Below are 25,532 nucleotides of genomic sequence, written 5' to 3' on the forward strand. Positions count from 1 at the left end.
TAACTGGGGGACCGATTTATGAATTTAACAATCAAGGCCAAGATGATTCTTAGCGCGCTGCTTATTCCAGGTGTGATTGCGGCCATGCTGCTGACAAATTACATTTTAAGCGTACATAGCGAGAACGAGTACAAGGATATTTTGAACCGTGAGGAGACGATTTCATATAACTCAAAGTCGCTTCAATTTTTGTTAAACGGGATATCCAATGATGAACGGGGATATTTGTTGACTCGGGACGAGCAGTACGGGCGAGAGATCGACAACAAACAGAATGAAATTGTAAAACTGCTGCAGCAGACGGAAGCTTTGCTGGATACAGGCAGTGAGGATATGAAGAAAAAGATGGCTGATCTCAAAACAGGGATCAATGGCTATACGAACCAGGTTCATAACTTATTGACTGCAGCGGGGTATCGGAGTACAAGAGACACGTTCCCGCCGTTTTCCGACTTGCTGGGTGATTTTGAAAATGAACGGGTTCTGCGCAAGCAGCTTGATGTTAAGATGTTAGCCTTCGTCAAGGCTCAAGATGACATGGTGACCGTGAAAGTGCAACAGGCACACCAAACGATGACGAACACAACCTTGATTACGAGCATTGTAGGACTTCTTATTATTGTTTACAGTATTGCTCAATCTATCATTTTGATTCGTTCTATTCGTCCGTTACACCATATGAATGAGCAGTTGTTGGAAATGTCAAAAGGCGGAGGAGATTTGCGCGGCCGACTTGATATTATGTCGAAAGACGAGATTGGCATGATTGCCGGCTCTTACAATCAGCTGATTGAGGGATTTCGCAATATCATAGTGGATGCCCAGGATACGGCGCGTACATTAACCGTCACCGCTGAGCGGGTTAGCGTAAATACCGGAGAAATGAACCAGGCCAATCGTCATACTTCCAGGATCATGGAAGAGCTTGCTTCTGGGATGGAGCATCAGGTCGATGATATTGCACGAACCACAGATACCGTGAAGGAGCTTGCCCAGGAACTGGAGCATATTGCCGTGACAAGCCAGCAGGTGTATGAGTTGTCTGATACGGTTACTAAAGAAGCGGCGGCGGGGGAACAATCGATAGGTCAGGCCATGCGTCAAATGGTAAAAGTCAGCGAAAGTGTAGACAGCTCTGCACACGCTGTACGTTTGCTCAGTGAACAGGCCGAGCAGATTGGAATGATCGGCTCCGTCATTACCGGAATTGCCCAACAGACAGGAATGCTCGCGCTTAACGCGTCCATTGAAGCAGCAAGAGCGGGAGAGCAGGGCAAAGGCTTTGCTGTGGTAGCCTCAGAGGTAAGAAGATTGGCCGAGCAGGTAACGGTCTCGGCAGCGGAAATCACACATTTTGTGCAAAATATTCAGGATCATGTCGGGAATGTATCATCAAGTATGGAGGCCGGGACGGTTGAAGTGCAGTCCGGTGTACAGGTCATGCAATCCGCCGAAACAGCATTTCGTCAGATTGGAAGCTCCATTCACCAGGTCAACGAGCAGATTCACGGTGTAAATCGGTCTGTGGAACAGATGTCGGGCAGCTCAGAACGGATGGTGGAAGCCGTAGAACGTATTCGCGAGGTCGCGGAGCGGTCGGCAGGGGGGACGCAGAGCGTCAGCGCAGCGGCTGAGGAGCAGCAGGCTTCCATGGAGGAAATTGCATCATCCATTCACACGCTGGCGGATATGTCGCAGCTCTTGAATGCAAGGGTCGGAGGATTTAAGGTATAGCTGCATAAATCTACACTTATATAAACACAATAATACCTGTTCCAAGAATCTGTACAGCTGTGTTATTACTTGTACAAAGGTGGTAACGGGATGCAACAAAATAAAGGAATCCTGCTTGCATTAGGTTCCATCCCGCTGATGATGACGCTGGGTAATTCGATGCTGATTCCTGTATTACCGGAAATTGGACGTAAGCTGCATGTAAATTCTTTACGCATAAGCATGCTGATTACGGTATATGCGGTGGTGGCTATTTTGCTGATTCCGATTGCAGGCTATCTCTCCGACCGATATGGACGCAAAGCGGTGATCGTTCCCAGCTTGGTGCTGACGGTCATAGGAGGGGGGATTTCTGCAGCGGGAGCATGGTTGCTTCAAGATATGGCAGCGTATTGGACCATTATAGGAGGTCGCCTGCTTCAGGGAGCGGGAGCGGCAGGAGCTTTTCCAATCGTCATTCCGCTTGTGGGTGATCTGTACGAGGATGAGAATGAGGCCAGCAAGAACCTGGGTGTGGTCGAGACCTATAATACATTCGGAAAAGTGTTAAGTCCGATACTCGGTGCCGCATTGGGAGCAGTTCTGTGGTTTTTACCACTGGCAGTGATTCCGGTCTTCTGTCTGATTTCGCTTATTTTAGTGCTTTGGCTGATCCATGTGCCTAAGCGCAAGAATCAACCGATTACGTTGCGGGAGTTTGCTGGAAAAGTAAAGCAGGTGCTTGCCGAAAAAGGACGCTGGCTATATGCTATTTTTGCTATGGGCGGTATTTGTATGTTCGTCATTTTTGGCGTTTTATTCTACCTATCCGACATACTGGAAAGTCGTTACAACCTTCATGGAGTCTGGAAGGGCTTTGTGCTGGCTATACCGCTGATTTCCCTTTGTCTGTGCTCTTATTTGGGAGGCAAGATCATTGGTAAGCATAAGAAGCGCATGAAATGGATTGGCTTGAGCGGTCTGGCAATGTTGACGATTAGCTTTGGTATTATCGGATTTTTTGAAAATATCTACGTGGTGATCGGATTGTTTACTCTAGGGGGCGGGGGAATTGGGCTGGCACTGCCTTGTTTGGATGCCTTAATTACAAAGGGGATTGAAAAAGAGGAGCGCGGAACGATTACTGCCTTGTACAGCAGTATGCGCTTTGTTGGGGTGTCGTTAGGTCCACCGATTGTATCCTTACTGCAGGGTCGCAGTGGACATGGTCTGCTCTTTGGCGTAATGGCCGGAGTGGGAGGGGTGGCTGCTCTGTTAATGCTGTTCGCAGTCAAACCGAAGCAGGATGAAACAGCAGATGACGTATCCGTTAATCATATGAAAACGACCGATGGGTCGACAGGAGTGACGCGAGATAAGCCGCTTTCTTCCAAGCTAAGACGCAAAACTCCTGCTAAATAAAAGCACATATATTTCTAAATGAAAAAGCATCCGGAACCATAAAGCATGGTTGCGGATGCTTTTTCATTTATCCCTCAAGAGGCACATGCGTTTTAGACTTGCGTCTTGCGATGATTTGCATGACATAGATCAGCAGGAACAGCACAATAAACAGCGAGGAAAGACGGTACATCCACGCATAGTCGCTTGCTTTGGCGATAATTCCAAGAATAAGTGCTCCGGCTGCGATCCCAAAATCGAGGGAATTGAGAAACATACCGTTTGCCATGCCCCTCTGCTTGGGAGATACGACTTGAATCATCCAGGTTTGCAGGGTCGGTTGCATAACACCGAAACCAATACCGTAGCAAAGAGCAGACAAATACATGAAGGCGTCACTGTGTGCGTAGGAAAGCAGGACCAGACCGCCAATCAGAAACAGTGAACCGGGGATGAGCAGTGCTTTCGCCCCTTTTTTATCATAAATACGGCCCGAGAAGGGTCGCACGATCAGCACGGATAGCGCATTAAACAGGAAAAAGTAAGCCGGGTGCGAGAGATTGGCTTCATCCCCGTAAAGCGCCATAAAGCCGATTAATCCGCCATACGTGATCGACATCAGCATATTCAGCGAGGCAGGAATCCATAATTTGCGATTCAATGTCGGTTTTCGCCCCTCTTCCAAAGGAACCATGGGCGGTTCGATATGCCCTTTGGGCAAAGTACGAACCAGCCAGTAAGCCAGTGGAAAAATAACAATAATCACGGCTGATGTTGTATATACAAGCATGTTAAAACTGCCGTATTGCAGCATGGATATGCCTATGGTCGGTCCAATGGACATCGCTAAACTGGTGGACAAACTAAAAAATCCCATTCCTTCACCAAGTCGTTTGGACGGGATCACGTCAGAGGCCATCGTTGGAAAGGCGGTACTGCTCATGCCAAAGCCGATACCAAACAGCATACGCATGAGCAGGAGCACTGCAATCGTTGGTGAAACACTGTATCCCAGCGTTCCCAAGAGAGCAAACAGCAGTCCAACGAAAATGAGGGTACTGCGGTGTCCTTTTTCCAGCATGCGGGCAGAAAAAAGCCTTGCTACAATTGCGCTCAATGCGAACAATGTCGTAACGAGACTGACCTGAATGGAGGTGGCGTCGAATGCATTTTTCACATAGGAAGGAATGGAAGATACGATCATCTGTAATTCCAGAAACAAAAATAGATTGGAAATCGTAAGAACGATGAATTCCTTGGTCCAAAGAGGTTGCTTGCCTTGTTGCATATTAGTCGTTCTCTCCTTGTTTCTCTGATTCGCTTATGTTGGCGTGAATTTGTAAAAGCGTTTGGCGGAATTGCTGCAGCTCGTCAGAAGAAATTCCCTTTACAAAATCGAGGTTCACATCACGTTCCAAAGGAAGCGTCTTCTCAACCACCTGGCGTCCCGCCTCAGTCAAATGAAGCAAATAAGCCCGGCGATCCTGGGGACTATTCACACGTCGCACCCAGCCCTTCTTGTCGAGCAAATCAATAATTCGCGTCGTAGTAGGCTGATCTTTTACGGCCTTGGCTGCAATTTCTTTCTGATTCAAGCCCTCGGCCTGATAGATTTGGTACAGAACAATCCATTGCTCTGGGGAAATATCATAAGGTTTAAGGCGATTTGTGAGCTGTTGACTCATTTTGCGATGAGTAATCCCCAGCAGCATGCCAATGGAACAATCGGGAGGCAAGTTATGCATAAGCTACCCCTTTCTGTTTTTTTCCTGAATAAATTATTCCGAAATTAATTAATTGTTAAAACAATTATATGTAAAACAAATTGTTTTGTCAAAAGAATTTGTGTAAGGAGGGGAGTGATGAATGTTGCCATTGCAGCCGCCTTGAGGGAGGGGAAATGAGCAAAAAACAGCCCGCAATATACGGGCTGTTCATGTAACGCAATATAGTTTGCCATCAATGGCGAATTAAGCCTTAGGTACTGTTTCCCAGTCCTTCAGGAAGCGTTCAATACCGCTGTCTGTCAGTGGGTGTTTCCACAGGGAAGGAAGCAAGGAACCTGGAATTGTGGCGATATGCGCGCCAGCCAGAGCAGCATCTTCCACATGTCTGATGTTACGGATCGAAGCTGCGATGATTTCGGATTTCAGATCATGGAAATCCAAAATTTGTCTCAGATCACGAATCAGCTTCATACCGTCAACAGCAATATCGTCCAGACGGCCTACGAATGGGCTGATAAAAGTAGCGCCAGCTTTGGCAGCCATCAGACCTTGAGCTGCGGAGAAAATCAGTGTTACATTCGTTTTGATTCCGTTCTTGGTCAGCTCGTTACAAGCGTACAAGCCGTCTTCGGTCATAGGCAGCTTGATAACGACGTTAGGTGCCCATTTCGCAATGTCATAAGCTTCCTTGAGCATATCTTCAGCCTTCAGGCCAATAACCTCAGCGCTTACGGGACCTTCAACGATACTGCAAATCTCCTGAATGACTTCCTTGAACACGCGGCCTTCCTTGGCGATCAGCGAAGGGTTCGTTGTTACACCATCAACCAGACCCAAACGCTCAATACGTTTGATTTCTTCAATGTTACCAGTATCCAAGAAAAATTTCATTTGATTTCCTCCTCAGGGTTTTATCCTACATAATACATAGCAACACGATGTGCATGAACATATTTAAATGTAGCTTATTGCACACGTTAAACTTATAATTAGTATGTATTACATGTTTAATTGTGACACATTTTAAATTTGAAAACAAGCGGCCTATGATTAAAATTTGATGAATTGTCGGAAAATGCTGAAATTTGCCGATCTATGCTCATCTATAATGTATTCTACCCCATTCTATAAGGAGGTAATCATGATTCAACTGTCCGAAAGACAGCGTGAAATCGTTGATATTGTCCAGCGCCTGGCGCCTGTTACGGGAGATAAAATTGCCGAAGAGCTGGGGCTGACACGACCGACGCTCCGTTCTGACCTTGCTTTGCTCGTGATGCTCGGGCTGGTGGATGCCAAGCCCAAGGTAGGGTACTTGCCAGGGCGTTACCCAAAATATGATAGTCATGTCGGCAGCATGCTGAAAAAGCTGACTGTGGCTGATATACTTAGTGAACCGATCCTGATATCCGGCGATGCTACCGCCTATGATGCCGTGTTGATGCTATTTCAGCAAAATACAGGCACACTCATGGTTACAGGGGAGGAGCAGGAGCTCATTGGCATTGTTACCCGCAAGGATTTGCTGAAGGTCATGCTGGGGCATACTGATCTTCACACTGTTCCCGTGACTATGGCTATGACGCGACGGGCACAAATGATGGCGTTGCTTCCGGGGGATTCCTTGCTGGAGGCCATATCGAGGCTGGTGCGTCACCAGGTCAATTGCCTTCCGGTTCTGGACGAGCAATGTGCCTACCCAACTCAAATTCAGGGACTGGTAGGACGGGTTACAAAAACGGACGTTATGAACGCCATTTTGAGCTTGACGGAGGAAAGGACATAAAACATTAAGGGGGCCTTATATGTACTGGTTGGCCATGCTGACGATGCTGATAGACCATGTCGGACTTGTGTTTTTCCCGGCAGATCCGGCTTGGAGAATTGCCGGCAGGCTTGCTTTTCCCATCTATGCGTACGCCCTGTATATGGGGTATGATCGAACAAGGAATATGAAGAGCTACATACTCCGTCTACTTGGGCTCGCCCTGATTTCCCAATTACCCTATATGCTGGCACTTGATGTGTACAGGCCGAATGTAGTCTGGACGCTGTTGGCTTCATTGCTGGCGCTGGCTGCTGCGTCCCGCTTGAAGCATTGGGCTGCAATTACGTGCCTGTATGTCCTGACAGCTCTGATCATGGAGCTTAGCATGATGGATTACGGAGCCTATGGGCTGCTGCTTGTCCTTATATATCGGTACACACGTTCATATATGATGGTTGCTGCCCATTTTGCTTTGAACGTGGTGTATGATCTGGTGCACCATGCGAATATCCAGCATTTTAGTCTGCTGTCCAGCATTCTGATCGCATGTTTTGCAGCTGGAGAGAGCGGATTTTATAGTCGGGTTCCGCGTTGGTTGTGGCGCAGCTTTTACCCAGTGCATTTGGCTGTTATTGCGGCGATTCGCATTTGGCCCTAATTTTTTATCTCATCAACCCCAAAGAACCTTTAAACCAGAGCATAGGGACGGAACTGACCCCACACATGGTTTAAAGGTTCTTTTTGATCTTAAAATGAGCTGATCACGTTTATGATGCCTGGTTGGGACCTTGGGCAAAAGGCAATGGCCGAAGGGGAGCGCCCTCCTTCATATATTGCACCAAGACTTCCGGAATGTTGTGTATCCCGCCTGCATTGACACGATAGCCATTCGTCTGCCCCGGTGAATTAATACCACGTTTCACCGTGAACGTGACGTCTATGCCCAATGAGCGGCAAATTTCCAGCGTTTCCTTGGTATATCCACCGTAAGGGAAGGCCAGAACATTCCGGTCATTATGCAGATGCTTGAACAGCTTCTTGTCAGCCGTGCCCAGATCGGTGTAAACTCGCTGTTTAAACTCATCCTCGGTTTCCATCCGCCCCAGCTTTTTCGAATATACCGGACCCATCAAAAGCGGCTTCTGCTTGGTACGTGCTGCATTGGAGTATCCATACGCATGCTGGTCATTGGTATGATTATAAAAATCAATCCCTTCGGCATGCATTTGCTGAATTTGATCCCATGTCAGCTTTCGAATACCAATGTGCTTGGGATTGCTAATTGTGGATGTGATGAGAAAATTGGTTGCTGGTACGCGGTATGCTTTTAACACGGGAAAGGTATCCGTATAAAAGGATTCATAGCCGTCGTCGAATGTCATGAGTAACGCATTATCGGGAACCTTGGCTTTATGTAAAATAAAGTCCGTATACTCTTTCATTGTGATCCAGCGAAAGCCGTTCGCTTTCATTTCGTCCAGCTGCTTTGTAAAATTAGTTAGCCTGAGAGCACCGGGATCAGGCGGGGCCTTGGTCACCTCATGATACATCAGGACAATGACTTTGTTCTGATAATATACTCTATCCGGCGTAGGTGTAAGTGAGAATAGATGGCGTACCAGTCGATCCGCATTAGCCGTGCGTGTACGGTGGGTTCCTTTAGCCACAGGCGTGTGATAAATGGTACGTGCCTCATACACCAAAATTCCTAAAACAGCCATCAAGCTCATAATCAGTAGTGCTCTTTTAAATATAGTGTGTTTCATTTGAGTGACATCCCCCGCATGCAAAAAATTCTGAGTATTGAGGTTAATACTAAAGATGGAACTAGCAAAATCTAGTCTATCATACCTAATACACGCGGGGGAAATATCACAACTTTGTTACCTCTGTGTTGCTTTTGCGGATACCGATGATGAAGCCGGGAAATAACCGATCTCGACGGCATGTTGGATCATGTTTCGAATGAAATTCAGGTCGGTTACCGGGCATTGGACGCCAGCCTGCTCCAGCAGAGACGTGGTTACAGTGCATCCGTACCGATAAGCAGAATCCTTGGCTCCGTCGCCTTCGAGTTGTCCCATAGCAAGGTGAAGCGCATCCTCCTGAATACCGGAAGATGGATTCAGCAGCCAAGCACTGTAATCGTCAAAAGGCAGGGTTTCCACAGCATAGCCCAGCTTGTTTACCATAGCAATCAGTTCATCATACGGCAGTGGGTTCGGATTGCAGATATGGAAAATGCGGTTCGCGCTTTTTTGATGAACGGACAGCTCTACGATCGCGCGGCTGGCATAATCAATCGGCGTGAAGTCTGTATGCCAATCGGCCTGCGGCGCCTTGCCCAGCAGCAACATTGCTTTCATCATACGATAGTAAGCATTGCTGTCGATATTACGCTGGAAGCGTCCGTTCGCCGAGTGGGCTGTCAAATTACCTGCTCGATAGATGGAGACAGGCGTACCTGTTTGAGCCGCCTGGAACAACAGCTTTTCTGCCGCCAGTTTACTGTTCGTGTACAGGTTGTCCACGCTCAGCTCATCCGGGAAGGAGGACATATCCAGCACGGATTCCCATTTCCCCTCGTTGGCCAGATCCTCCGGTATGCCTATCGTTGAGACATGATGGAAGGATGCTCCCGGCTTCGCTTGGGCGATTTTCAGCAGTTCCAGCGTCCCGGTCACATTCGTACGATCAAAGGCTGCTGAATCACCAAAATGGCGGACGTCAGCGGCACTGTGAATGATGCCGTCGATTTCATGCTCCAGCATATGACGGTCTGCGGAAGAGAGGCCAAGATCTGGCTGCTCCAAATCTCCGTACACAGCTTTGACTCGTTCCTCGATCAAGCCGGAGATATCTGTTCCGAAATATCCTGCCATGACAGACTGAATACGCTCGATACCGGACGGGCCATTCTGAGAAGGGCGCACGATCGCGTACACTTGGGCTTCTGTCCGTTGAAGCAGATCATACAGAATGTGTGAGCCAAGATAGCCGGTAGCTCCGGTCAACAGAATCACGCGCATGTCGCGCACTTCAGCAAGATCCGAATGGCCGGACAGTTCAATCGGATGCTCATTCAGGTCTGTTTTTTCTTGAGGAACCGTCACTGCTTTACGTAGTGGCGCTTGTTCTGTACCTAATTGCTCCACGTATTCTGCAAGCTCGCGAATCGTTTTGTAGCGGAAAAAGTCCCCGATACGCAGTGCGCCATAACGCGGCTTCAAAATAGCCAGTACATGAATGACACGAAGCGAATCGCCCCCGATCAGGAAGAAATCATCGGTTGCGCCAATATTGTTTTTGCCAAGCACTTGTGCCCATGCTTCCGCAATGAGCATTTCGGTCCCTTCCCGGACAGGCTCTCCGCCAAATGAAAGGTCAGATACTTCGGGAAGCGGGCGCAGGGCCAGCTTTTTCCGATCAATCTTGCCAGTCGGTGAAATCGGCATGGCTTCCAGATGTACGACATGGCTCGGTACAAAATAGGAGGGCAGCTTGCTCCCGATATAAGATTGAATCACGTCCTGCGGGATGGATTGCCCGTCTGAAGTGGTGAAATAGCCCACCAGCATATTTTGATCCGTATGATCCTTGACGGCTACGACTGCCACGTCCTGAACGTCCGGATGTTTGGAGAAGTGGTCCTCAATCTCACCAATTTCGATCCGATTTCCCCGAATTTTGAGCTGCGAATCCTTCCGACTTACGTATTCAATCGTGCCGTCCGGCAGCAGTTTGGCGATATCGCCCGAGCGGTACATTTTTTCACCCGGAACAAAAGGGTTGTCCACGAACGATTGGGCAGTACGATCCGGCTGATGGAGGTAGCCATGGGCCAACGCAGGAGTAGCAATGCACACTTCACCTGGAATATTGACAGGGCACAGCTTGTTATCCTCATTGACGATGTAGACTTTGTAATTGTAAATCGGTTTGCCGATTGGAATGTTAACGACATGCTCTGGCACAGCACCACGAACACGGTGGGTCGTCGTCGCCACGGTGCACTCGGTCGGTCCATATACGTTGACAATGTCTGTATCTGTCCCGAACTTGCTCTGGAACGCTCGAACCTGTGAGCCGTACAGCGCCTCGCCTGCCACGGTAACAATCCGTACTTTGGCAAGTTTGCGATAGCCTTCGTCTGATAAGTACGTTGACAGCTGATTAAAGAAGACAGTTGGCAAAATGGTAATAATCGTCGTACCGGTGCGTGCGATGGCTTCTGCAAATTCTTCAACAGATACACGCTCTTCGGAAGACAGCAGGTACAGCTTTGCACCGTAGAACAAGGCTCCAATCGTATCCCAAACGGATGCATCGAAGCTATAGGTCGCGAATTGGGTCAATACATCCTGAGATGTGATATCGCAATCGCGTTGCACAACAGCCCCGAGGTTAACGACCCCGCGGTGAGCAATCAAGGCACCTTTCGGTTTGCCTGTCGAGCCGGATGTATAGATAACATAAGCGAGATCATCCGGACCTACGTTAACGTTCGGATTGCTTGCGGCATAGCCTGCCAGTGGTCCGTTAATGGCTAGAATTTCTTTTACGGTATCAATGGAGCCGCACAGTTCAGTCGCTTGCCGGGTCAGTGCTGAAGTTGTTAGGACAAAGGGAGAACGCGTATCCTCGACGATGTAGCTACTCCGGTCAGCGGGGTGGGCTGGATCGACAGGTACGTACACACCTCCGGCTTTCAGGATGCCGAGCAGAGAAATAACGGTCTCCAGGCTTCGTTCCATGAAGATGGTCACGAATTCGCCTTTGGCAAGGCCCTTGGATAGCAACACACGTGCGACCTGGTTAGCACGTTCGTTCAGCTCGCGGTACGTATACTCTCCAGCGTGGGAAGCAATAGCCGGACGATCAGGATATTGTGAAGCCGCCTCCTCAAACATGCCGTGAATGGTTTGATGCTCAGGATACTTCACGACTGTATTATTTAAAGCCTCATGAGCAGCCCGATCGGCATCAGACAATATATCAATTGAATTCACAAGAGCATGGCTGCTGGTTAGTGTACCACGCAGAAGGGTTTCGAAATATTCTGCATACCGGACAATCGTTGTTTCCAGAAGGAGTGAATCATCATACCGTATCTGTATTTGATAAGAGCCGCTGTTTTCGCTGACAGCCCAGTCCATAATACGGGATTCTGTACCGCCGCCTGCAGGCAGATTTGCCGAGAATGACGTATCGGCTTGAGGTTCTGCCAGATAAGCGTCAGACTTACGAAGCATTTCCTGAAACAAGCCTGTCAGTTCATGGAAAGTCGTTTCCTTTTCGATCGTCAGTGAGGCTGTAAGCAGACCCGATTGAGGCACAAAAGTAGAAAAAGAAACTTCTTCTTCTGCGGACAAACGATATACCCATGCGGTATACGCTGATAATAGCAACGCGTGTCTGACTTCCGCTGCTGTTCGCTGGCTCAGCAGCTCAGAGATGGACGGTTCTAGCTCTACTCGATAAGTAGAGTATGTATGCTTGCGTTGTATACGTGCAAAATCCAAGGGAACCAGGAACGGGGACGGCGCTGTTTGTAAACTGTTTTGTAGTATTGAAGCCATTACGCTTACCTCCTGAATGTTTGATATCTTCATATATGGATAAAGTCAGAAATGCCTCCTATCCCTTCAAATGCATGAACAGGAGGGAGGCATTTCTGAGCGACTTGTTTATGAAAAAACATTGGAGTCGATAGAATGGTTGTTATGATTTGGTACGGTTGCTGTCCTTAATTTTAAAATAAGAAGTAATTTCTTGGAGCTCTTCAGACATAGACGACAATTTATAGGACGAATCTATGATGGAGTCCAGAGAAGCTTTTTGTTCATCAGCCGTTTGTGCAATATGAATGCTGTTGTTAGCTGTTTTGCTTACGGTGGAAGAGAGGTCGTCTGCCGTTGCTGTCATTTCTTGTGTACCCGCAGAAATTTCCTCCGTTGCACTGGATACTTCTTGAATTTGCAATGCTACATTTTTCGTTGCTTGCAAAATGTCATTGAACAGCTCGCCAGCTTGTCCAGCCACAACGATCCCATTCTGAACTTCAACGTTACCTTTCTCCATAGAAATTACGGCTTGGCCGATTTCACTTTGGATTTCTTCTATTAGGGTTGTGATTTGTTTGGTTGCTTCCGCTGATTGCTCTGCCAACTTGCGAACCTCACTGGCAACAACGGCAAAGCCTTTGCCTTCTTCACCGACACGCGCTGCTTCAATAGAAGCATTCAAGGCAAGCAGATTCGTCTGGCTGGAAATACCTGAAATCGTACCGATAATGTTGCCAATTTCTTGCGAACGGTTATCAAGCAGCTTGATGATGCGGGATGTATTGGTAACAGAGTCTGTAATTAAATGCATTTGTGAAGAAACCTTGCCGACAATTTCGTTACCTTCGTTAGAACGCTTCTCGACCGAATTTGCTTCTTCTGCAACAGTAGCAGAGCTGGCTGCGATATTTTGGATGACCGAAGCCATTTCAGACATGGCTCGTGCACTATCCCCCGTTGCTTTTTCTTGTGCACGGATGTTATTCGTAATTTCATTGATATTCTGATTAATAATGTTTGAATTAACACCGTTTTGTTCGCAGATTGCGAGTAGTTCCTTCGCCGATTCATTGACTTCATCCGTTGTCTGCTTCACTTTGGTCATGATGCTGTTAATATGGCTTACCATGTCATTAAAGTTCTGATTCACGAGTCCCAAATCATCCTGGCCTGCATGAATTTGAACATCCAGGTTTCCTTTGCTTACTTCACTGATACCGTACATGAGTTGCTTAATCGGCGTCAGCGTACGTCTTACAACCCAATATTGAAGCGCCAGACAGATCAGCAGGAAAATGACCAAAATGGTAGCACCGCTAATGAGAAGCTTGGTCAGGCCAGCAGGTACAGCACTGGCATCTGCATCGACAGCAAAATATGCAAAGATTTTGCCACTTGGATCTTTAATCGGAGTCATTAAAGTGGTCCATGTACCAAAAGAGTCATCGTAGAAGCTGGTGAAGGTTGGTTTGCCACTGTCCAGCATATCGGCTACGCCTACCACTACAACGTTGGGTTGTTGGTACATTGCGCCAACACCCATTTTATCTTTTTCAAATGATTCTCTCAGATCGGTCGGCATCGCAACAATGGATGTCTGATCGCCGCCTTCCAGTTCCGTTCCGAAAATATAGGCATGAGCGATATTCGGATTCGTTGCCATAATATTATCCAGGTAGGCACGGAGTTTGGCTTGAACGGGTCCGTCATAATTTTTTTCTTGAACGGCTTGTGATACTTCATCCGCCTTAATGCCTTGGGACCACTTCATTGTGATTTTCTCTACTTGCCCGTGCAGTTGGTCAATCAAAATCGTACGCTGGATCAGATAGCTGGACACGATGAGGACTAGCCCGATCAATACAATGTTGAAGAATGATAATAATAAGTTCTTGGTGAAAAAAGATAAGCTACTCCACTTTTTCAAAATGTTCACTCCCTAGTTGTATTTTTGTATATGGTGTTGAACCGCTTATCTAATGAGATAATCAAGTTCCCCTTACAAACGGAATAATAGAGTTAATAGACCCTTGAATTATATGTATTAGGTATTTAGTCCTTCTACGAACAAGTATGTATCCCTATATATATGTCGTACAAAAAGCCCATGAAATGAATACCTCACAATATAAAAAAATAAATTTTAATAGGTAAACGCTGTGTGTGTTTCAGTATTTTCCAATTTATACTTCAACTTGAAATTTGAAATCATTTCAGTACATAAGCCGACTATTCAACACAAACCATCATACTTTATAATAGAGTTAATTGCACTGTCAATTTGGGACATTTTTCATAGTAGGCGTCCTAAATGCTCGATTTGTCGCGTTTTTTTGAGTTGTTTGTGATATGAGCCAAAATATCTATGTATAGAGAAGAGGGAGGAGAAGAATGTCCAATCTTACAATTGTAAAGGTTAAGAGTGGCCATGTGGATCTGCATGAATTAATTCAAAAGCTGGATGAAGATTTGCTGAAAAGGTATCCTGCCGACGAAATTTATTTGGTTGATTTTTCCAATCCAAAAGTGAAGGAAATGATTTTCGCTGTTGTGTATATGGATGCAAAACCTGTTGCATGTGGAGGACTTAGACCTATAGACGCAGAAGAGATGGAGCTTAAAAGATTTTATGTCGATCCCTCTTATCGCAGGCAAGGAATTGCTGTCAGTCTGTTATCCTTTTTGGAGGATGAGGCTCGAAAGCGGGGAACCTTAAGAGTTAAGCTGGAGACCGGCGCGGCTCAACCTGAAGCGATTGCTCTTTATACGAAGCAGGGTTACGAGTCGATTGAACGATTCGGCGAGTATGAACACGATATCAACAGTCTTTGCTATGGTAAAAAGCTGCATCTGTCTTTATAAAACGGTTTCATATACAATGAATAATGAATCAATACTAGCTTATATAGCGGGAGAGATGATAATGAATTTGAAGCAAAAAGCGGCTGAAAAAGCAGTAGAGGCAATTCAGGATGGCATGAAAGTAGGACTTGGTACAGGCTCGACGGCTTATTGGGCAATTCAAAAAATCGGTGAGCGTGTAGCGCAAGGATTACATATACAGGCTGTAGCTACATCCCAAGCCTCGGAAGATTTGGCCAGAGAACTGGGAATTCCCATCATTCCGTTTGATCAGATTGGAAGGCTCGACGTTACCATTGATGGGGCAGACGAAGTGAATGAGCAACTGGTGCTGGTGAAGGGCGGGGGCGGAGCTCTATTGAGGGAAAAAATTGTGGAGAGCAACAGCGACCGATTAATCATTATTGTGGATGAGTCCAAGGATGTAAAGGTGCTAGGCGCATTTCCTCTACCTGTTGAAGTCGTACCTTTTGCCAGTGAATGGACGTTGGAGGCCTTGCGGCAGACAGGATGTCAAGCGGATTGGCGTATCCAAGACGGAGAGCGTTACCTGACGGATAACGGTAATTATATTGCCGATTGCCGCTATGGAACGATTGAGAACCCGCAAGAGCTGGAAATCCGCTTGAATCAAATCCCGGGGGTCGTCGAAAACGGATTGTTCATTAATATGGCGGATCAGGTCATTATCGCACGGGCCAATGGACAGATCGACATTCGTAACAAGTAATGGCGGGTACGCGACTGCTTCGTAATGTGGCATTTGTGCTGTTCATTTTATATACAGCGCTTCTGTTATACTGGATGTTTCTCGGGTTTGGGCGTACCCTGCGACCGGGACCTCCATATTCGTACAATATCGTTCCGTTTGATACAATTAGACAATATTGGCGGGCGATGCAGTCATTCCCTTCTCGGGTATGGGGTGTTAATTTACTGGGTAATATTGGCGTATTCATTCCTTTCGGTGTTCTTTTGCCGATCATTTGGGTATCCATGCGCAGGATAGGCAGGCTGTTGTTAACGGTGGTGGCCGCGCTGGTCGTTCTTGAAGTGTCCCAAATGCTGCTTGGTGCAGGTACAATGGATGTGGACGATATCATCCTGAATGTTGTGGGTGTATGTTGTGGCCGCGCTGGTTATGTACTTTTACGAAAAAGGTTAGGGATTGCATCATAAAAAGTCCTGCTCCTCGTGCTGGCGCCACATACTGGTGGCAGGTAGAGAGCAGGCTTTTTTACATAATGAATTGTAATGATCAGTGGGGATAAACGCTTAAACTTGACAAAAGTTTGCAATTAAGATATCTTTGAATAAAGATATGACTAACGGAGGATGTTACTATGTCTGTAAAACCAGATGATCAGGACTTGGCGCTTAATTTGTTTGTTGTGCTGGCTCGTGCTTATAATTCGGTCACGTCCCGCACGAATCGTGATATTCATAGTCATGGATTGAATACAACAGAATTTGGTGTACTTGATCTGTTATATTATCGCGGACCGCAGCCCTTGCAAAAAATCGGAGAAAAGGTGCTCATCTCCAGTGGGAATATAACGTATGTCGTGGATAAACTCCAGAAAAAAAACTTGCTCACCCGGCGTGCATCTCAAGATGATCGACGTGTAATTTATGCAGAATTGACCGACGAAGGACGCCATTTCTTTGAGCAAATATTCCCACAGCATCATCGTGTTATTATGGAGACGGTGGACGGTCTGTCTGTGGAAGAGAAGGAAAAGGCCATTCAGCTGCTAAAAAAGCTTGGACTGACCGCTGAGAGACAGAGCTGAGGACAAAGCTGAGAGAGAAAAGTAACGACTAATAATAAGCTGCACACGTTCAGACAGCAGGTTAAACATGCTATGTTTTTAGATAAAATACCGTATTTACGGTATTTTATTTTTTTGTCGCATTTTGGGGAAGCAGGGTTAATGTAGAGACGCAAATCAGGTATAATGATCTAATAGTCACGCTCGGATGTATTTCCCAGCTCCTATTTAAAGATACAAATCGGGCAGTGTGAGTCTGGGTCTATGGGGTGGTGGCAAGTTTTTTAAGGAGTCGGGACAGAGAAGGGAGCACAAGAGACAGATGAAAGAACAGCTGCGTTCGATTCACCCACTGGCATGGACAATTATTGCTGGGACTATTTTCGGTCGGATGGCGACATCGATGAGTATTCCGTTTTTGTCCATTTATTTGACCACTCGTCTGGGGGTATCTCCCTTTCATACGGGAGTGATCGTATCGGTCAGCTCGCTGGTCGGTATTTTTGCCAGCTTTTACGGTGGATATATTTCGGATCGCATTGGACGGCGTAAAGTGATGCTGGTGTCTATCGCCAGTTGGGCGCTTGTATTCGTTGCTTTTGCGTTGGCTGAAGCAGCTTGGGCCTTTTTTGTCATTAATGCCTTAAATGGACTGTGCAGATCCTTGTTCGAGCCAACCTCGCGAGCACTGTTATCAGATGTAACCCCCAAGGAAAAAAGGTTGCTTATCTACAATATGAGGTATGCGGCCATTAATGTAGGTGTGGTGGCAGGACCGCTGCTTGGTTTGCTGCTGGGCTCTGCATCCACGGGGACGCCGTTTATGGTAGCTGCTGGTGTGTACGCCTTGTATGGGGTGTTGCTGTTGATTCAATTTGCCCGCTATGCCTCCGATCTGCGTGTAGGGACCACGACCGGAGAAGCTCCGCTGCGGATGGGGGAGGCGTTCCGTACAGCCAGCCGCGATCCGGTATTTATGCCGATTTTGCTGGGAACCGTATTTTGCGTGATGGGCTATGCTCATTCCAATTCCACGATGCCCCAATTTTTATCGTTATCCTTCGCGGAAGGAACCCGGTGGTTTACATACATGCTTACGGCCAACGCGATTTGCGTATTGGCTTTCCAGTATCCGCTGGTGCGGCTGGCTAGCCGGTTTTCCCCAGTGAATTCCTTGATTGCAGGAAATCTATGCATTGCGGTCAGTTTGTTGCTGTTCAGTATGCTAAACACAGGCTGGTTGTTTATACTGGATATGGTGCTGTTTACAATAGGTGAAGTGTTGTTGTTCACGATGCTGGATGTGCTGATAGATCAGATTGCAGATGCTCAATATAAAGGGACCTACTTTGGTACGATTGGCTTTAATAATCTGGGCAGTGTGCTGGCTCCTTTGTTTGGCGGCTGGTTGCTGGATAGCTATGGCCATACGGCACCGCTTGCCGTTTTTGTTCCGATTACGCTGTCGGTCGTAATGGGCATTCCATTTTTGCTGGTAGCCCGCCGCCGTCTGGCGCAGCGTACAGCCGGGATTGCGGCCGAGGCTGGAGAGCCAGCGCAGCAACTGTCATCTTAAATAAGGAGCTGAATGCAGGATGAAGCCGGAAGAAGATATGCAGCGAATCATACACATGATGAATGATCCGCAAGTTCTTGAAGACCTGCGCTACGTACGGGCCCTGGGATTGCCTCAAGGCTGTATTGCCGCAGGCTATGTACGCAATCGGGTGTGGGATAAACTGCATGGTTATACGACCGCTACACCTCTCAATGATATAGATGTCATTTATTTTGATCCGAAAAATACGCTGGAGGAACGAGATGAGCATCTGGAGCTGTCCTTGAATCGTAAGCAGGCTGGACGCAACTGGTCTGTCAAAAATCAGGCGCGGATGCATATCCGCAACGGAGAAGCCCCGTATTCCTCGATAGAGGATGCCATGAGCCACTGGCCAGAGACGGCGACGGCAGTAGCCATTAGACTGAATGACGAGGACCAAATGGAGGTCATTTGTCCGTATGGATTAAACGATCTGCTGGATATGCGGGTACGTCAAAGTCCATTGTTCCGTCACACGACGGCTTTTCGCCAGCGTGTATTTGAGAAGCAGTGGCTGGATAACTGGCCTTTGCTTATTGTGGAGAATTAAATACTGTGAACCAGCAGGATAAGGAGAGACAATTAACGATGTTTAAAGATATGAAAAACGATTTGGACCAAGAGGAGATTCTGGAGCTGCTAACCTACGCAGTGCTGGATCGTCCTGAACAGGGGGAGGCAGCTTTACGGTTCTACCAAACCGCGGATGAATGGAAGCTGTTCGGGGTAGAAGATGAAGGACTTATCGTAGGTGTTGTCGGATTTGAAGAGCGGGAGGATGGAACGATCGTGCTCCATCACCTGGCTGTATTGCCTGAAAATCGTCATCGAGGCTATGGCAGAGGCATGCTGCTTACGCTCATTAAGGAACGTAACCCGAAACGGCTCACGGTAGAAACAGATGCGGAAGGGGCGGATTTCTTTCGCAATGTGGGCTTCGCCGTGTACGGATCAGAGGATTTGCCGGGTAGTGGGCAATTCCATTGTATATATGAAATAGAGGAAGAATAAGCGAATCTCCGGGTCGCGCCTCCCTTTTTCCACATAAGATAGATTATGTCGGAGGGAGGTAGGTTTCATTGGCGTACCACTACACAGCAATTGGAGATTCTTTGACGACAGGTGCAGGCACGCTGCTGAGCGGCGGATTTGCATCCATCTATCGACGAATGGCGGAAAGGCATCTCCATACGCCAGTCAGTTACGAGAATTTGGGAATCAACGGACTGACTTCGCAGGAACTGCTATCGTTGATCCGCAACAATCCGCTTTTTCGGTCGGCGCTCAGCCGAGCTGAACTCATAACGGTAACGATCGGTGGAAATGATTTGCGTCCATATATCAGCACACTTGCTGGAGGCCCCGGTTCGTCGGGTTCTTCCATTCCGCAAGCCCTGAACCACACCAAAGAGCATGTACGCCAAATCGTGCATGCCCTGTATCAGATAAAGTCCGGTCAGCGTGAGCCATTTATCATACGAATGGTAGGATTATATAATCCTTTTCCAGGAGTCAGGGAAGCGGGGGTATATGTGCGCCAGTACAACTCGTTCCTCTATAGGTTGGGCGGACCGAATTATCGGGTGGCGAATATTTATCCCGCGTTTGAGGGTAATGAACGGGCGCTGCTGTCGCTGGATCGGATACATCCGAACAGCCGTGGTTATCGCGTGATTGCAGAAGAGCTGAATCGGCTCGGTTATGCGCCATTACGGTGAGCGTGGGAGGAAGCTTTTGATCGTACGATGAGTATATTAAAGAAAGAGGTTCATGATGGCAGTAGATCTGACTATCATGAACCTCTTTTTATGCATTTCGGCGTGCTAAACCTCCAATATAGCCTTCAGCTTGGTACAGTCTTCCTGTAGCTCGGGCAACTGCCCCAAAAATAGAAGCAGGGCTTTCGCGTGGGCTATGTCCACGTTTTGTTCTGATAACTCCCCCTGTAATCTGCTCAGGATTTGCACATATTCATGCCGGGTAGCTTCATTTAATTCCGTTTGTTTCAGAACCGTATCCATACGCTGCAGCGCATAGGAGATTTGTTTTCCCTTGGTCCAGAACTCGTCGGAGCTTTCATATAGGCTGGTGTCAGGGCTCCACATAATCTGGTGCTGATGATTCGGGTTCAGCATTCCTTGAGCCATCATATCCTCGATACTGACGATAAATTCAGCCAGTGCTTGGTGCTCCGTCTGGGACAGCTCTGAGTTGCTCATTCGGAAGGCATTAATAATGATACTTTTAATGACAAAAACGATATCGTATGCATAGTCACGTATAGATTGCCCATAAGCTTCAATTAAGAACTCAACGATCAGGTTAGAAAAATGATGTTCAAGACGATCGATGGCTTGGGCGATTTTTACTTCCTTAGAACCGATTAAGGGAACCGAATACACCAGCAAATGAATCTTGTTTTTATAAATCCGACCCAAAGCAATCAAGTATAGTTGTCTCAACTTCTCACGCGGGGATAGCTGATGCTTCAAATAAAGCTCCTTAATATCTGCATCAAGAAGTTTTTCAATCAGGAAGATTGTCCCCAGCAGCAACTCTTCTTTACTTTGAAAGTATTTATAAAAGGAAGCCTTCACCATTCCGCTTTCACGTGCAATCTCATCGACCGAGGTGGCATCGTATCCCTTTTCCGAAAATAGGGAAAGGGCAGCATAAATGATATCCTCACTCGTTATTTTTTTCATCGTATCCCCCGTTTTTACTCTGTCTTTTTAATTTCCACCGGGCTATAACCATATACAGGGAAGGCACTACAAACATGGTCAGGATCGTGGAATACATTAATCCGGATATAATGGTATACGCCAGAGGTCTAAACATATGTTCTCCAATCAGGGCAATCGGAAGCAGGCCGACGATGGCCGTCACCGATGTAAGCAGTATAGGACGAAAACGCGCTTTGGTCGCTGCAATTACAGCCTCTTTCAGATCGGTCCCTTCGCGTCTGGCCTCCTCAATAAATTCAATCAGTACAACACCGTTACGCACGATAATGCCCGCCAGGGTCATCAATCCCAGCACACCCATAAAAGTGATGGGTATATTCAGGAGGAACAAGCCGAGAAATCCGCCTGCAGCCGCCATATACACCGTGGTCAGAATGATAAGCGGGGTCGAGAAGGAATAAAATTGCAAAAATATAAGCATGAAGATTAAAAATATGACGACAACATATAGTGATCCCAATTCTGCCAAGATGTCATATTGTTCTGAAAGCTCACCGCCGATTTCCCAAGTGTAGCCCGGAGGGAATTGGATGTTCTGTAATTTCAGCTCGACATCCTTCATCACTTCGGAAGCCGATCGTCCGTGAACTTCTGCTTCTACCGTAATGGAACGCTTTAAATTATAATGGTTCATTTTTTGCGTTGCAAACGATGGCTTTAACTCCGCCAGCTGAGATAAGGGAATCTGAACCCCGTTGGCATTGGTCACATTTAATTGCTGGAACAATATCTCTGGATTCTGGTCCGCCTGTTCGACCTTTAACTTAATATTAATTAAATCATGGCCAGTATCAAACCTGCTGAAGCTGACCCCATTGCCCATGAGCAGGAGTGTGCGTGTCAGATCATTATTGCTTACCAGGTATTGGTCCATGGCTTGTTTGTTCAATTGGAAATCCAGTGTATACCCTTCATTCTCCATATTGTCATGAACGTCCTGGGTCCCTTTGGTAGCCATGACGGCTTCTTTAAGCTGTTGGGACAAGGTACGAAGCTGGTTCACATCATTGCCTAAAATCCGAATGGAGATCGGCTTGCCGAGAGGCAGCCCGACTTTGGCTATTTTGACGGAGATGGATTGACCCGGATAACGATCCTTTAAAACAGTGGACCAGCGCTCCGCCATCTCATCCGGATTAAACTCGCCTTCTTCACCAACGACAGCAATCTGCCCCACGGTTGAGCCTGTTTTGGCCTCAGCGGTCATATCCTGAAACAACGGAGGAGCATCACCGCCAGCGGCATAGCTGATGGTACGCACATGAGGCTGCTGTTTCACCCATTTGGCAATATCTTCGGTTACCTGTCTCGTTTCTTCTATAGAAGTTCCGATCGGCATGCGTACATTAATGCTTAATTGCGGATCGCTTGTTCTAGGGAACAGGTCGATCGGAATAAACGCAAGCACGCCGTATAATGTGGTGCTGATCAACAATCCCGAGGCGGCATATAAGGCAGGCCGTTTCAGCACCTTGGGAATCAGCTTGCCAGCATATACATTACGCAGAGCGTCAATTTGTTTGCCCAAAAGTCCGGGCGGCTTCATCGTGGAGCCGTTTGTTTGTTGACTTCGCTGCCCATACCATTCTCTAAAGATCGGGATAACAGTAAGGGCCATGAGCATGGAAGCCAACAAAGTAAGGATAACGGAAAAAGGCAATGGCTTGGCAAAGGAGCCGGCATCGCCTGATATAAAGAAAAGCGGAGCGAAGGAGGCGACAGTGGCCAGAGTGGCGGTTCGAATAGAAGAAGCCACTTCCTTGGTTCCATGTAGTGCGGCGATTTTGGGACTCTCCCCCATCGTTAACATTCGGCGTTCGATATTATCATTGACCACTACAGCATCATCGACGAGAATCCCCATTACGATAACCAAGCCGATGACCGTAACCTGATTCAGCGTCACACCGAGCAGGGGAAGAAGGATAAAGCCGATCCCGATCGAAATCGGAATCGCGAGCGCCACAAAGGCGGAGGTCATCAGATTCAAGCCCAGGGTACATACGAGAATAACAGCTGCAATCGCAAACAGCAATTCACGGGTCAAGCCTGAAAAAATATGATTGATCCGCTCGGTTTGTGAAAATAACGTATTCAGTTGGTACGTATTCGGCAGTTTCGGTTGCAACAGCTTCATTTCTTCATTTATTTTGCCATAAATGGTCTCAACGTCCGAGCCGGTGTTACCGTTAATCGTCAGGGTAATGGCCGGTTTACCGTTAAAAAAGGCCATATAGCTGCTGGTATCATGCGTAAGCAATATGGTCCCGACATCTTGGAGATACACAGGCGCTCCACTTTCGGTTCTGGAAATGATGACTTTATTCAAATCCTGCGCATTCTTGGACTGGTACACGTTCATTCGGTATGTGCGTTCATTGTAATCCAGATTACCGATCGGATTTTGCTCATTTTCCTTTTGTACCGCACTCATCAGCTGTTCCCAGCTGATATGATACTGCTGGAGCTTTTGGGCATCGATTTGAATCTGCACCTCTTGCTCCGGCAATCCCTTGATGATCACTTCCGACACGCCGGGGACCGTTTTTAACTGATCTCGCCACGATTTCACCATATCATTTAATCGATATAATTGCTCCGCCGAATCCGCCGTGATGGCATAGGAATGGATAAATACCTTGTTCAAATCGTCGTATACGACAGGCTTTTGCGCGTCTGTAGGCAGTGTGGATTGAGCATCGTTCATTTTTTTGCGCAGCTCATCCCAGACTTCCTTGGCATTGGCGTAGCCTTCCGTCTCAATGACAATGGTTGAAAGCCCATTTTCGGAGGTGGAGGAGATTTTTTTAATATGATTGAGCTCCTTCATTTTTTGTTCCAGGGGCTTGGTGACCGTCTGTTCTACCTTTTCAGGAGCAGCTCCCGGGTAGAGTGTTGTAACGATAGCGGTTTTCTGAATGATATCCGGCATTTCCTGGCGGGGAAGCTGAGAGGCACTATAAAATCCCGCTACAATCGCCATCGCAAAAATAAAGAGGATCAGTTTTTTCTTGCGGATAAAATACTCAATCATTTGCTTGTTCCCTCCATGACCTGAAGGGACAGCCCATCATAAATCAGGTTTACTCCGGTGGTAACGATACGATCCCCGACATTCAGCCCCTTGGTAATTTCGAGCTTATTGTTGGACATCTGGCCGACATTCACGACCGTCTTGACCGCCTTGTTGTTCACCACTTTATAGACAAAAGTATCTGTACCGTTATTAATGACCGCCTTGGCCGGGAGCAAAATTTGCTCACTCTCGGTCAGTTGGCGGCCTGCCTTTACGACTTGTCCCGGGGCCCAATCATGCTGGGTGTTAGGAACAATCACTTCCACGTTGATACTGCCCGTATTGGTGTTGGTGGCCGGATAAATTTTGCTGACCGTTCCTTCTCTGTTCTCATCGTACAGTTGAAGCTGGACAGTCTGACCTTGCTTCCAGTTCGTGATTTCATGATCGGGAACAGGGAGCAGCACCTTGAGCTTGTCGATTTGTCCGATACGATATACCGGCTGTCCAGCGCTCGCCAATTGTCCCACCGTTGCCTTTTTCTCCAGAATAACGCCGGAAATGGGGGCTTTTAAAGCTGTCTTGGAGAGGGAAAGTTCGGCTTGCTTTTTGGCAATGACCGCCTGTTGATATGCCGCAGTAGAGTTATCCTTGGAGGCTCCAGCCTGTTTCTTCGCAGCGATGGCAGCTTCTTTCCCGGCTTGGGCTTGCCGCAAGCTGGATTCTGCCGATTGCCGATCTTCTAATGTGGCTCCCTCCTGTATTAAGGAGAGGGCTTCTTGTGCATCCTCCAGATCCTTGGAGGCGTTGGTTAAAGCGAGCTGTGTATTTTCATAATCGTTTTTGGTCGCAGCTCCCTGATCATATAAAAGCTTGGTGCGTTCAGCGGTGGCTTGTGCTTTAGTCAAAGCGGATTGCGCTCTTTGCACTTTGGTACGGACCTGTGCTCTTTCCTGCTCACGGGCACCCTTGTTCACTTTGTTGACTCCAGCTTGAGCAGCTGCTTTTTGCGCATCGGCGGATTGAATGGAGGCATCTACACTTGAAATGGCAGCTGTAGCATTTTTGATACCAGCCTGTGCTTCAAGAATGGCCGTATTGGCCTGCTCCAGTTGGAGCTGATAGCTGGATGGATCAAGTTTGGTCAAGGCCTGTCCTTGGGATACGGAGTCTCCCACGTTCACAAGTGTGTCACGTATCAGACCGGATAACTCGAATGATACGGTGGTGTCTTCATAGGGCTGTAGTGTGCCTGAAAGGTGAAAAGAAGCAGACAGCGGTTCTTTTTTTACAGTCATTGCTTCCACCTTTTGCTTTTGTTGTTCTGCTGCATCATTTTGACTCAATCCTGTAGATGAGCAA

The 25,532-nt window shown here is 47.3% G+C and carries 21 protein-coding genes; 12 read left to right on the plus strand and 9 right to left on the minus strand.

What is annotated here, in order from left to right; translation table 11 throughout:
* The first annotated feature begins 18 nt into the window (after positions 1-18).
* Together KQI_RS0102260 and KQI_RS0102265 are read left to right on the plus strand one after the other, a co-directional pair.
* Positions 19-1,734: a methyl-accepting chemotaxis protein gene (locus KQI_RS0102260; RefSeq protein WP_010345072.1), complete on the plus strand. Its 1,716-nt coding sequence runs from the start codon at positions 19-21 to the stop codon at positions 1,732-1,734.
* A 90-nt stretch (positions 1,735-1,824) separates the two neighbouring features.
* Positions 1,825-3,135, plus strand: coding sequence for an MFS transporter (locus KQI_RS0102265; protein ID WP_010345073.1), 1,311 nt, complete (start codon positions 1,825-1,827; stop codon positions 3,133-3,135).
* 67 nt (positions 3,136-3,202) lie between these two features.
* Here KQI_RS0102265 and KQI_RS0102270 read toward each other — a convergent pair whose 3' ends face one another.
* The 3 genes from KQI_RS0102270 to fsa form a co-directional block, all read right to left on the minus strand.
* Positions 3,203-4,402 carry an MFS transporter gene (locus KQI_RS0102270; protein ID WP_010345074.1) on the minus strand — a complete coding sequence of 400 codons (1,200 nt, stop codon included), beginning with the start codon at positions 4,400-4,402 and terminating at the stop codon, positions 3,203-3,205.
* Position 4,403: 1 nt separating this feature from the next.
* Entirely contained in the window at positions 4,404-4,859 is a 456-nt protein-coding gene (locus tag KQI_RS0102275; protein ID WP_010345075.1) for a MarR family winged helix-turn-helix transcriptional regulator, read from the minus strand.
* A 225-nt stretch (positions 4,860-5,084) separates the two neighbouring features.
* Positions 5,085-5,732 carry a fructose-6-phosphate aldolase gene (fsa, locus tag KQI_RS0102280; RefSeq protein WP_007429930.1) on the minus strand — a complete coding sequence of 216 codons (648 nt, stop codon included), beginning with the start codon at positions 5,730-5,732 and terminating at the stop codon, positions 5,085-5,087.
* 184 nt (positions 5,733-5,916) lie between these two features.
* Between fsa and KQI_RS0102285 the strand changes: the two genes are divergently transcribed.
* Together KQI_RS0102285 and KQI_RS0102290 are read left to right on the plus strand one after the other, a co-directional pair.
* Complete coding sequence (locus KQI_RS0102285) at positions 5,917-6,627, plus strand: CBS domain-containing protein (protein ID WP_029389996.1); 711 nt, start codon at positions 5,917-5,919, stop codon at positions 6,625-6,627.
* Positions 6,628-6,646: 19 nt separating this feature from the next.
* The gene (locus tag KQI_RS0102290; protein WP_010345077.1) at positions 6,647-7,267 is read left to right on the plus strand and encodes a TraX family protein; all 621 of its coding nucleotides are present in this window, start codon (positions 6,647-6,649) and stop codon (positions 7,265-7,267) included.
* A 109-nt stretch (positions 7,268-7,376) separates the two neighbouring features.
* Here KQI_RS0102290 and KQI_RS0102295 read toward each other — a convergent pair whose 3' ends face one another.
* The 3 genes from KQI_RS0102295 to KQI_RS0102305 form a co-directional block, all read right to left on the minus strand.
* The gene (locus KQI_RS0102295; protein ID WP_029389997.1) at positions 7,377-8,375 is read right to left on the minus strand and encodes a polysaccharide deacetylase family protein; all 999 of its coding nucleotides are present in this window, start codon (positions 8,373-8,375) and stop codon (positions 7,377-7,379) included.
* 117 nt (positions 8,376-8,492) lie between these two features.
* Positions 8,493-12,188, minus strand: a complete 3,696-nt coding sequence (locus KQI_RS0102300; RefSeq protein WP_010345079.1) for a non-ribosomal peptide synthetase family protein — start codon at positions 12,186-12,188, stop codon at positions 8,493-8,495.
* 142 nt (positions 12,189-12,330) lie between these two features.
* The gene (locus KQI_RS0102305; protein WP_010345080.1) at positions 12,331-14,100 is read right to left on the minus strand and encodes a methyl-accepting chemotaxis protein; all 1,770 of its coding nucleotides are present in this window, start codon (positions 14,098-14,100) and stop codon (positions 12,331-12,333) included.
* Positions 14,101-14,564: 464 nt separating this feature from the next.
* Between KQI_RS0102305 and KQI_RS0102310 the strand changes: the two genes are divergently transcribed.
* From KQI_RS0102310 to KQI_RS0102345, 8 genes are all read left to right on the plus strand, one after another.
* A complete protein-coding gene (locus tag KQI_RS0102310) occupies positions 14,565-15,035 on the plus strand; it encodes a GNAT family N-acetyltransferase (RefSeq protein WP_010345081.1) in 471 nt (156 codons plus the stop codon).
* A gap of 61 nt (positions 15,036-15,096) precedes the next feature.
* Positions 15,097-15,765, plus strand: coding sequence for a ribose-5-phosphate isomerase RpiA (gene rpiA / locus KQI_RS0102315; RefSeq protein ID WP_010345083.1), 669 nt, complete (start codon positions 15,097-15,099; stop codon positions 15,763-15,765).
* Positions 15,765-16,214: a VanZ family protein gene (locus tag KQI_RS0102320; protein WP_010345084.1), complete on the plus strand. Its 450-nt coding sequence runs from the start codon at positions 15,765-15,767 to the stop codon at positions 16,212-16,214. The genes rpiA and KQI_RS0102320 overlap by 1 nt, the downstream gene beginning before the upstream one ends.
* A 164-nt stretch (positions 16,215-16,378) precedes the next feature.
* Positions 16,379-16,828 carry a MarR family winged helix-turn-helix transcriptional regulator gene (locus KQI_RS0102325; RefSeq protein WP_010345085.1) on the plus strand — a complete coding sequence of 150 codons (450 nt, stop codon included), beginning with the start codon at positions 16,379-16,381 and terminating at the stop codon, positions 16,826-16,828.
* 229 nt (positions 16,829-17,057) lie between these two features.
* The gene (locus tag KQI_RS0102330; protein WP_326117657.1) at positions 17,058-18,383 is read left to right on the plus strand and encodes an MDR family MFS transporter; all 1,326 of its coding nucleotides are present in this window, start codon (positions 17,058-17,060) and stop codon (positions 18,381-18,383) included.
* Positions 18,384-18,402: 19 nt separating this feature from the next.
* Positions 18,403-18,957 (plus strand): nucleotidyltransferase family protein, encoded by a 555-nt coding sequence (locus KQI_RS0102335; RefSeq protein WP_010345087.1) that lies wholly within the window; start codon positions 18,403-18,405, stop codon positions 18,955-18,957.
* Positions 18,958-18,995: 38 nt separating this feature from the next.
* The gene (locus KQI_RS0102340) at positions 18,996-19,418 is read left to right on the plus strand and encodes a GNAT family N-acetyltransferase (RefSeq protein ID WP_010345088.1); all 423 of its coding nucleotides are present in this window, start codon (positions 18,996-18,998) and stop codon (positions 19,416-19,418) included.
* Between the two features lie 68 nt (positions 19,419-19,486).
* Positions 19,487-20,125 carry a GDSL-type esterase/lipase family protein gene (locus tag KQI_RS0102345; RefSeq protein ID WP_010345090.1) on the plus strand — a complete coding sequence of 213 codons (639 nt, stop codon included), beginning with the start codon at positions 19,487-19,489 and terminating at the stop codon, positions 20,123-20,125.
* 105 nt (positions 20,126-20,230) lie between these two features.
* Here KQI_RS0102345 and KQI_RS0102350 read toward each other — a convergent pair whose 3' ends face one another.
* Genes KQI_RS0102350 through KQI_RS0102360 form a run of 3 tightly spaced genes read right to left on the minus strand, consistent with a single transcriptional unit; the run spans position 20,231 to position 25,468 of the window.
* Positions 20,231-21,112: a TetR/AcrR family transcriptional regulator gene (locus tag KQI_RS0102350; protein ID WP_010345091.1), complete on the minus strand. Its 882-nt coding sequence runs from the start codon at positions 21,110-21,112 to the stop codon at positions 20,231-20,233.
* A complete protein-coding gene (locus KQI_RS0102355) occupies positions 21,093-24,188 on the minus strand; it encodes an efflux RND transporter permease subunit (RefSeq protein WP_010345092.1) in 3,096 nt (1,031 codons plus the stop codon). Before KQI_RS0102355 ends, KQI_RS0102350 begins: the two co-directional genes overlap by 20 nt.
* Positions 24,185-25,468, minus strand: a complete 1,284-nt coding sequence (locus KQI_RS0102360; protein WP_241763850.1) for an efflux RND transporter periplasmic adaptor subunit — start codon at positions 25,466-25,468, stop codon at positions 24,185-24,187. The genes KQI_RS0102355 and KQI_RS0102360 overlap by 4 nt, the downstream gene beginning before the upstream one ends.
* Positions 25,469-25,532 lie beyond the last annotated feature (64 nt).

The organism is Paenibacillus peoriae KCTC 3763 (assembly GCF_000236805.1).
GTDB lineage: Bacteria > Bacillota > Bacilli > Paenibacillales > Paenibacillaceae > Paenibacillus > Paenibacillus peoriae.

Bases quoted from the DNA above. Each gene is read 5' to 3' on its own strand.
- KQI_RS0102335 (WP_010345087.1), top strand. From the start codon at position 18,403: ATGAAGCCGGAAGAAGATATGCAGCGAATCATACACATGATGAATGAT.
- KQI_RS0102340 (WP_010345088.1), top strand. From the start codon at position 18,996: ATGTTTAAAGATATGAAAAACGATTTGGACCAAGAGGAGATTCTGGAG.
- KQI_RS0102290 (WP_010345077.1), top strand. From the start codon at position 6,647: ATGTACTGGTTGGCCATGCTGACGATGCTGATAGACCATGTCGGACTT.
- KQI_RS0102360 (WP_241763850.1), bottom strand. From the start codon at position 25,468: ATGACTGTAAAAAAAGAACCGCTGTCTGCTTCTTTTCACCTTTCAGGC.
- KQI_RS0102295 (WP_029389997.1), bottom strand. From the start codon at position 8,375: ATGAAACACACTATATTTAAAAGAGCACTACTGATTATGAGCTTGATG.
- KQI_RS0102320 (WP_010345084.1), top strand. From the start codon at position 15,765: ATGGCGGGTACGCGACTGCTTCGTAATGTGGCATTTGTGCTGTTCATT.
- KQI_RS0102285 (WP_029389996.1), top strand. From the start codon at position 5,917: ATGCTGAAATTTGCCGATCTATGCTCATCTATAATGTATTCTACCCCA.
- KQI_RS0102275 (WP_010345075.1), bottom strand. From the start codon at position 4,859: ATGCATAACTTGCCTCCCGATTGTTCCATTGGCATGCTGCTGGGGATT.
- rpiA (WP_010345083.1), top strand. From the start codon at position 15,097: ATGAATTTGAAGCAAAAAGCGGCTGAAAAAGCAGTAGAGGCAATTCAG.
- KQI_RS0102270 (WP_010345074.1), bottom strand. From the start codon at position 4,402: ATGCAACAAGGCAAGCAACCTCTTTGGACCAAGGAATTCATCGTTCTT.
- KQI_RS0102265 (WP_010345073.1), top strand. From the start codon at position 1,825: ATGCAACAAAATAAAGGAATCCTGCTTGCATTAGGTTCCATCCCGCTG.
- KQI_RS0102355 (WP_010345092.1), bottom strand. From the start codon at position 24,188: ATGATTGAGTATTTTATCCGCAAGAAAAAACTGATCCTCTTTATTTTT.
- KQI_RS0102350 (WP_010345091.1), bottom strand. From the start codon at position 21,112: ATGAAAAAAATAACGAGTGAGGATATCATTTATGCTGCCCTTTCCCTA.
- KQI_RS0102325 (WP_010345085.1), top strand. From the start codon at position 16,379: ATGTCTGTAAAACCAGATGATCAGGACTTGGCGCTTAATTTGTTTGTT.
- KQI_RS0102260 (WP_010345072.1), top strand. From the start codon at position 19: ATGAATTTAACAATCAAGGCCAAGATGATTCTTAGCGCGCTGCTTATT.
- KQI_RS0102310 (WP_010345081.1), top strand. From the start codon at position 14,565: ATGTCCAATCTTACAATTGTAAAGGTTAAGAGTGGCCATGTGGATCTG.
- fsa (WP_007429930.1), bottom strand. From the start codon at position 5,732: ATGAAATTTTTCTTGGATACTGGTAACATTGAAGAAATCAAACGTATT.
- KQI_RS0102300 (WP_010345079.1), bottom strand. From the start codon at position 12,188: ATGGCTTCAATACTACAAAACAGTTTACAAACAGCGCCGTCCCCGTTC.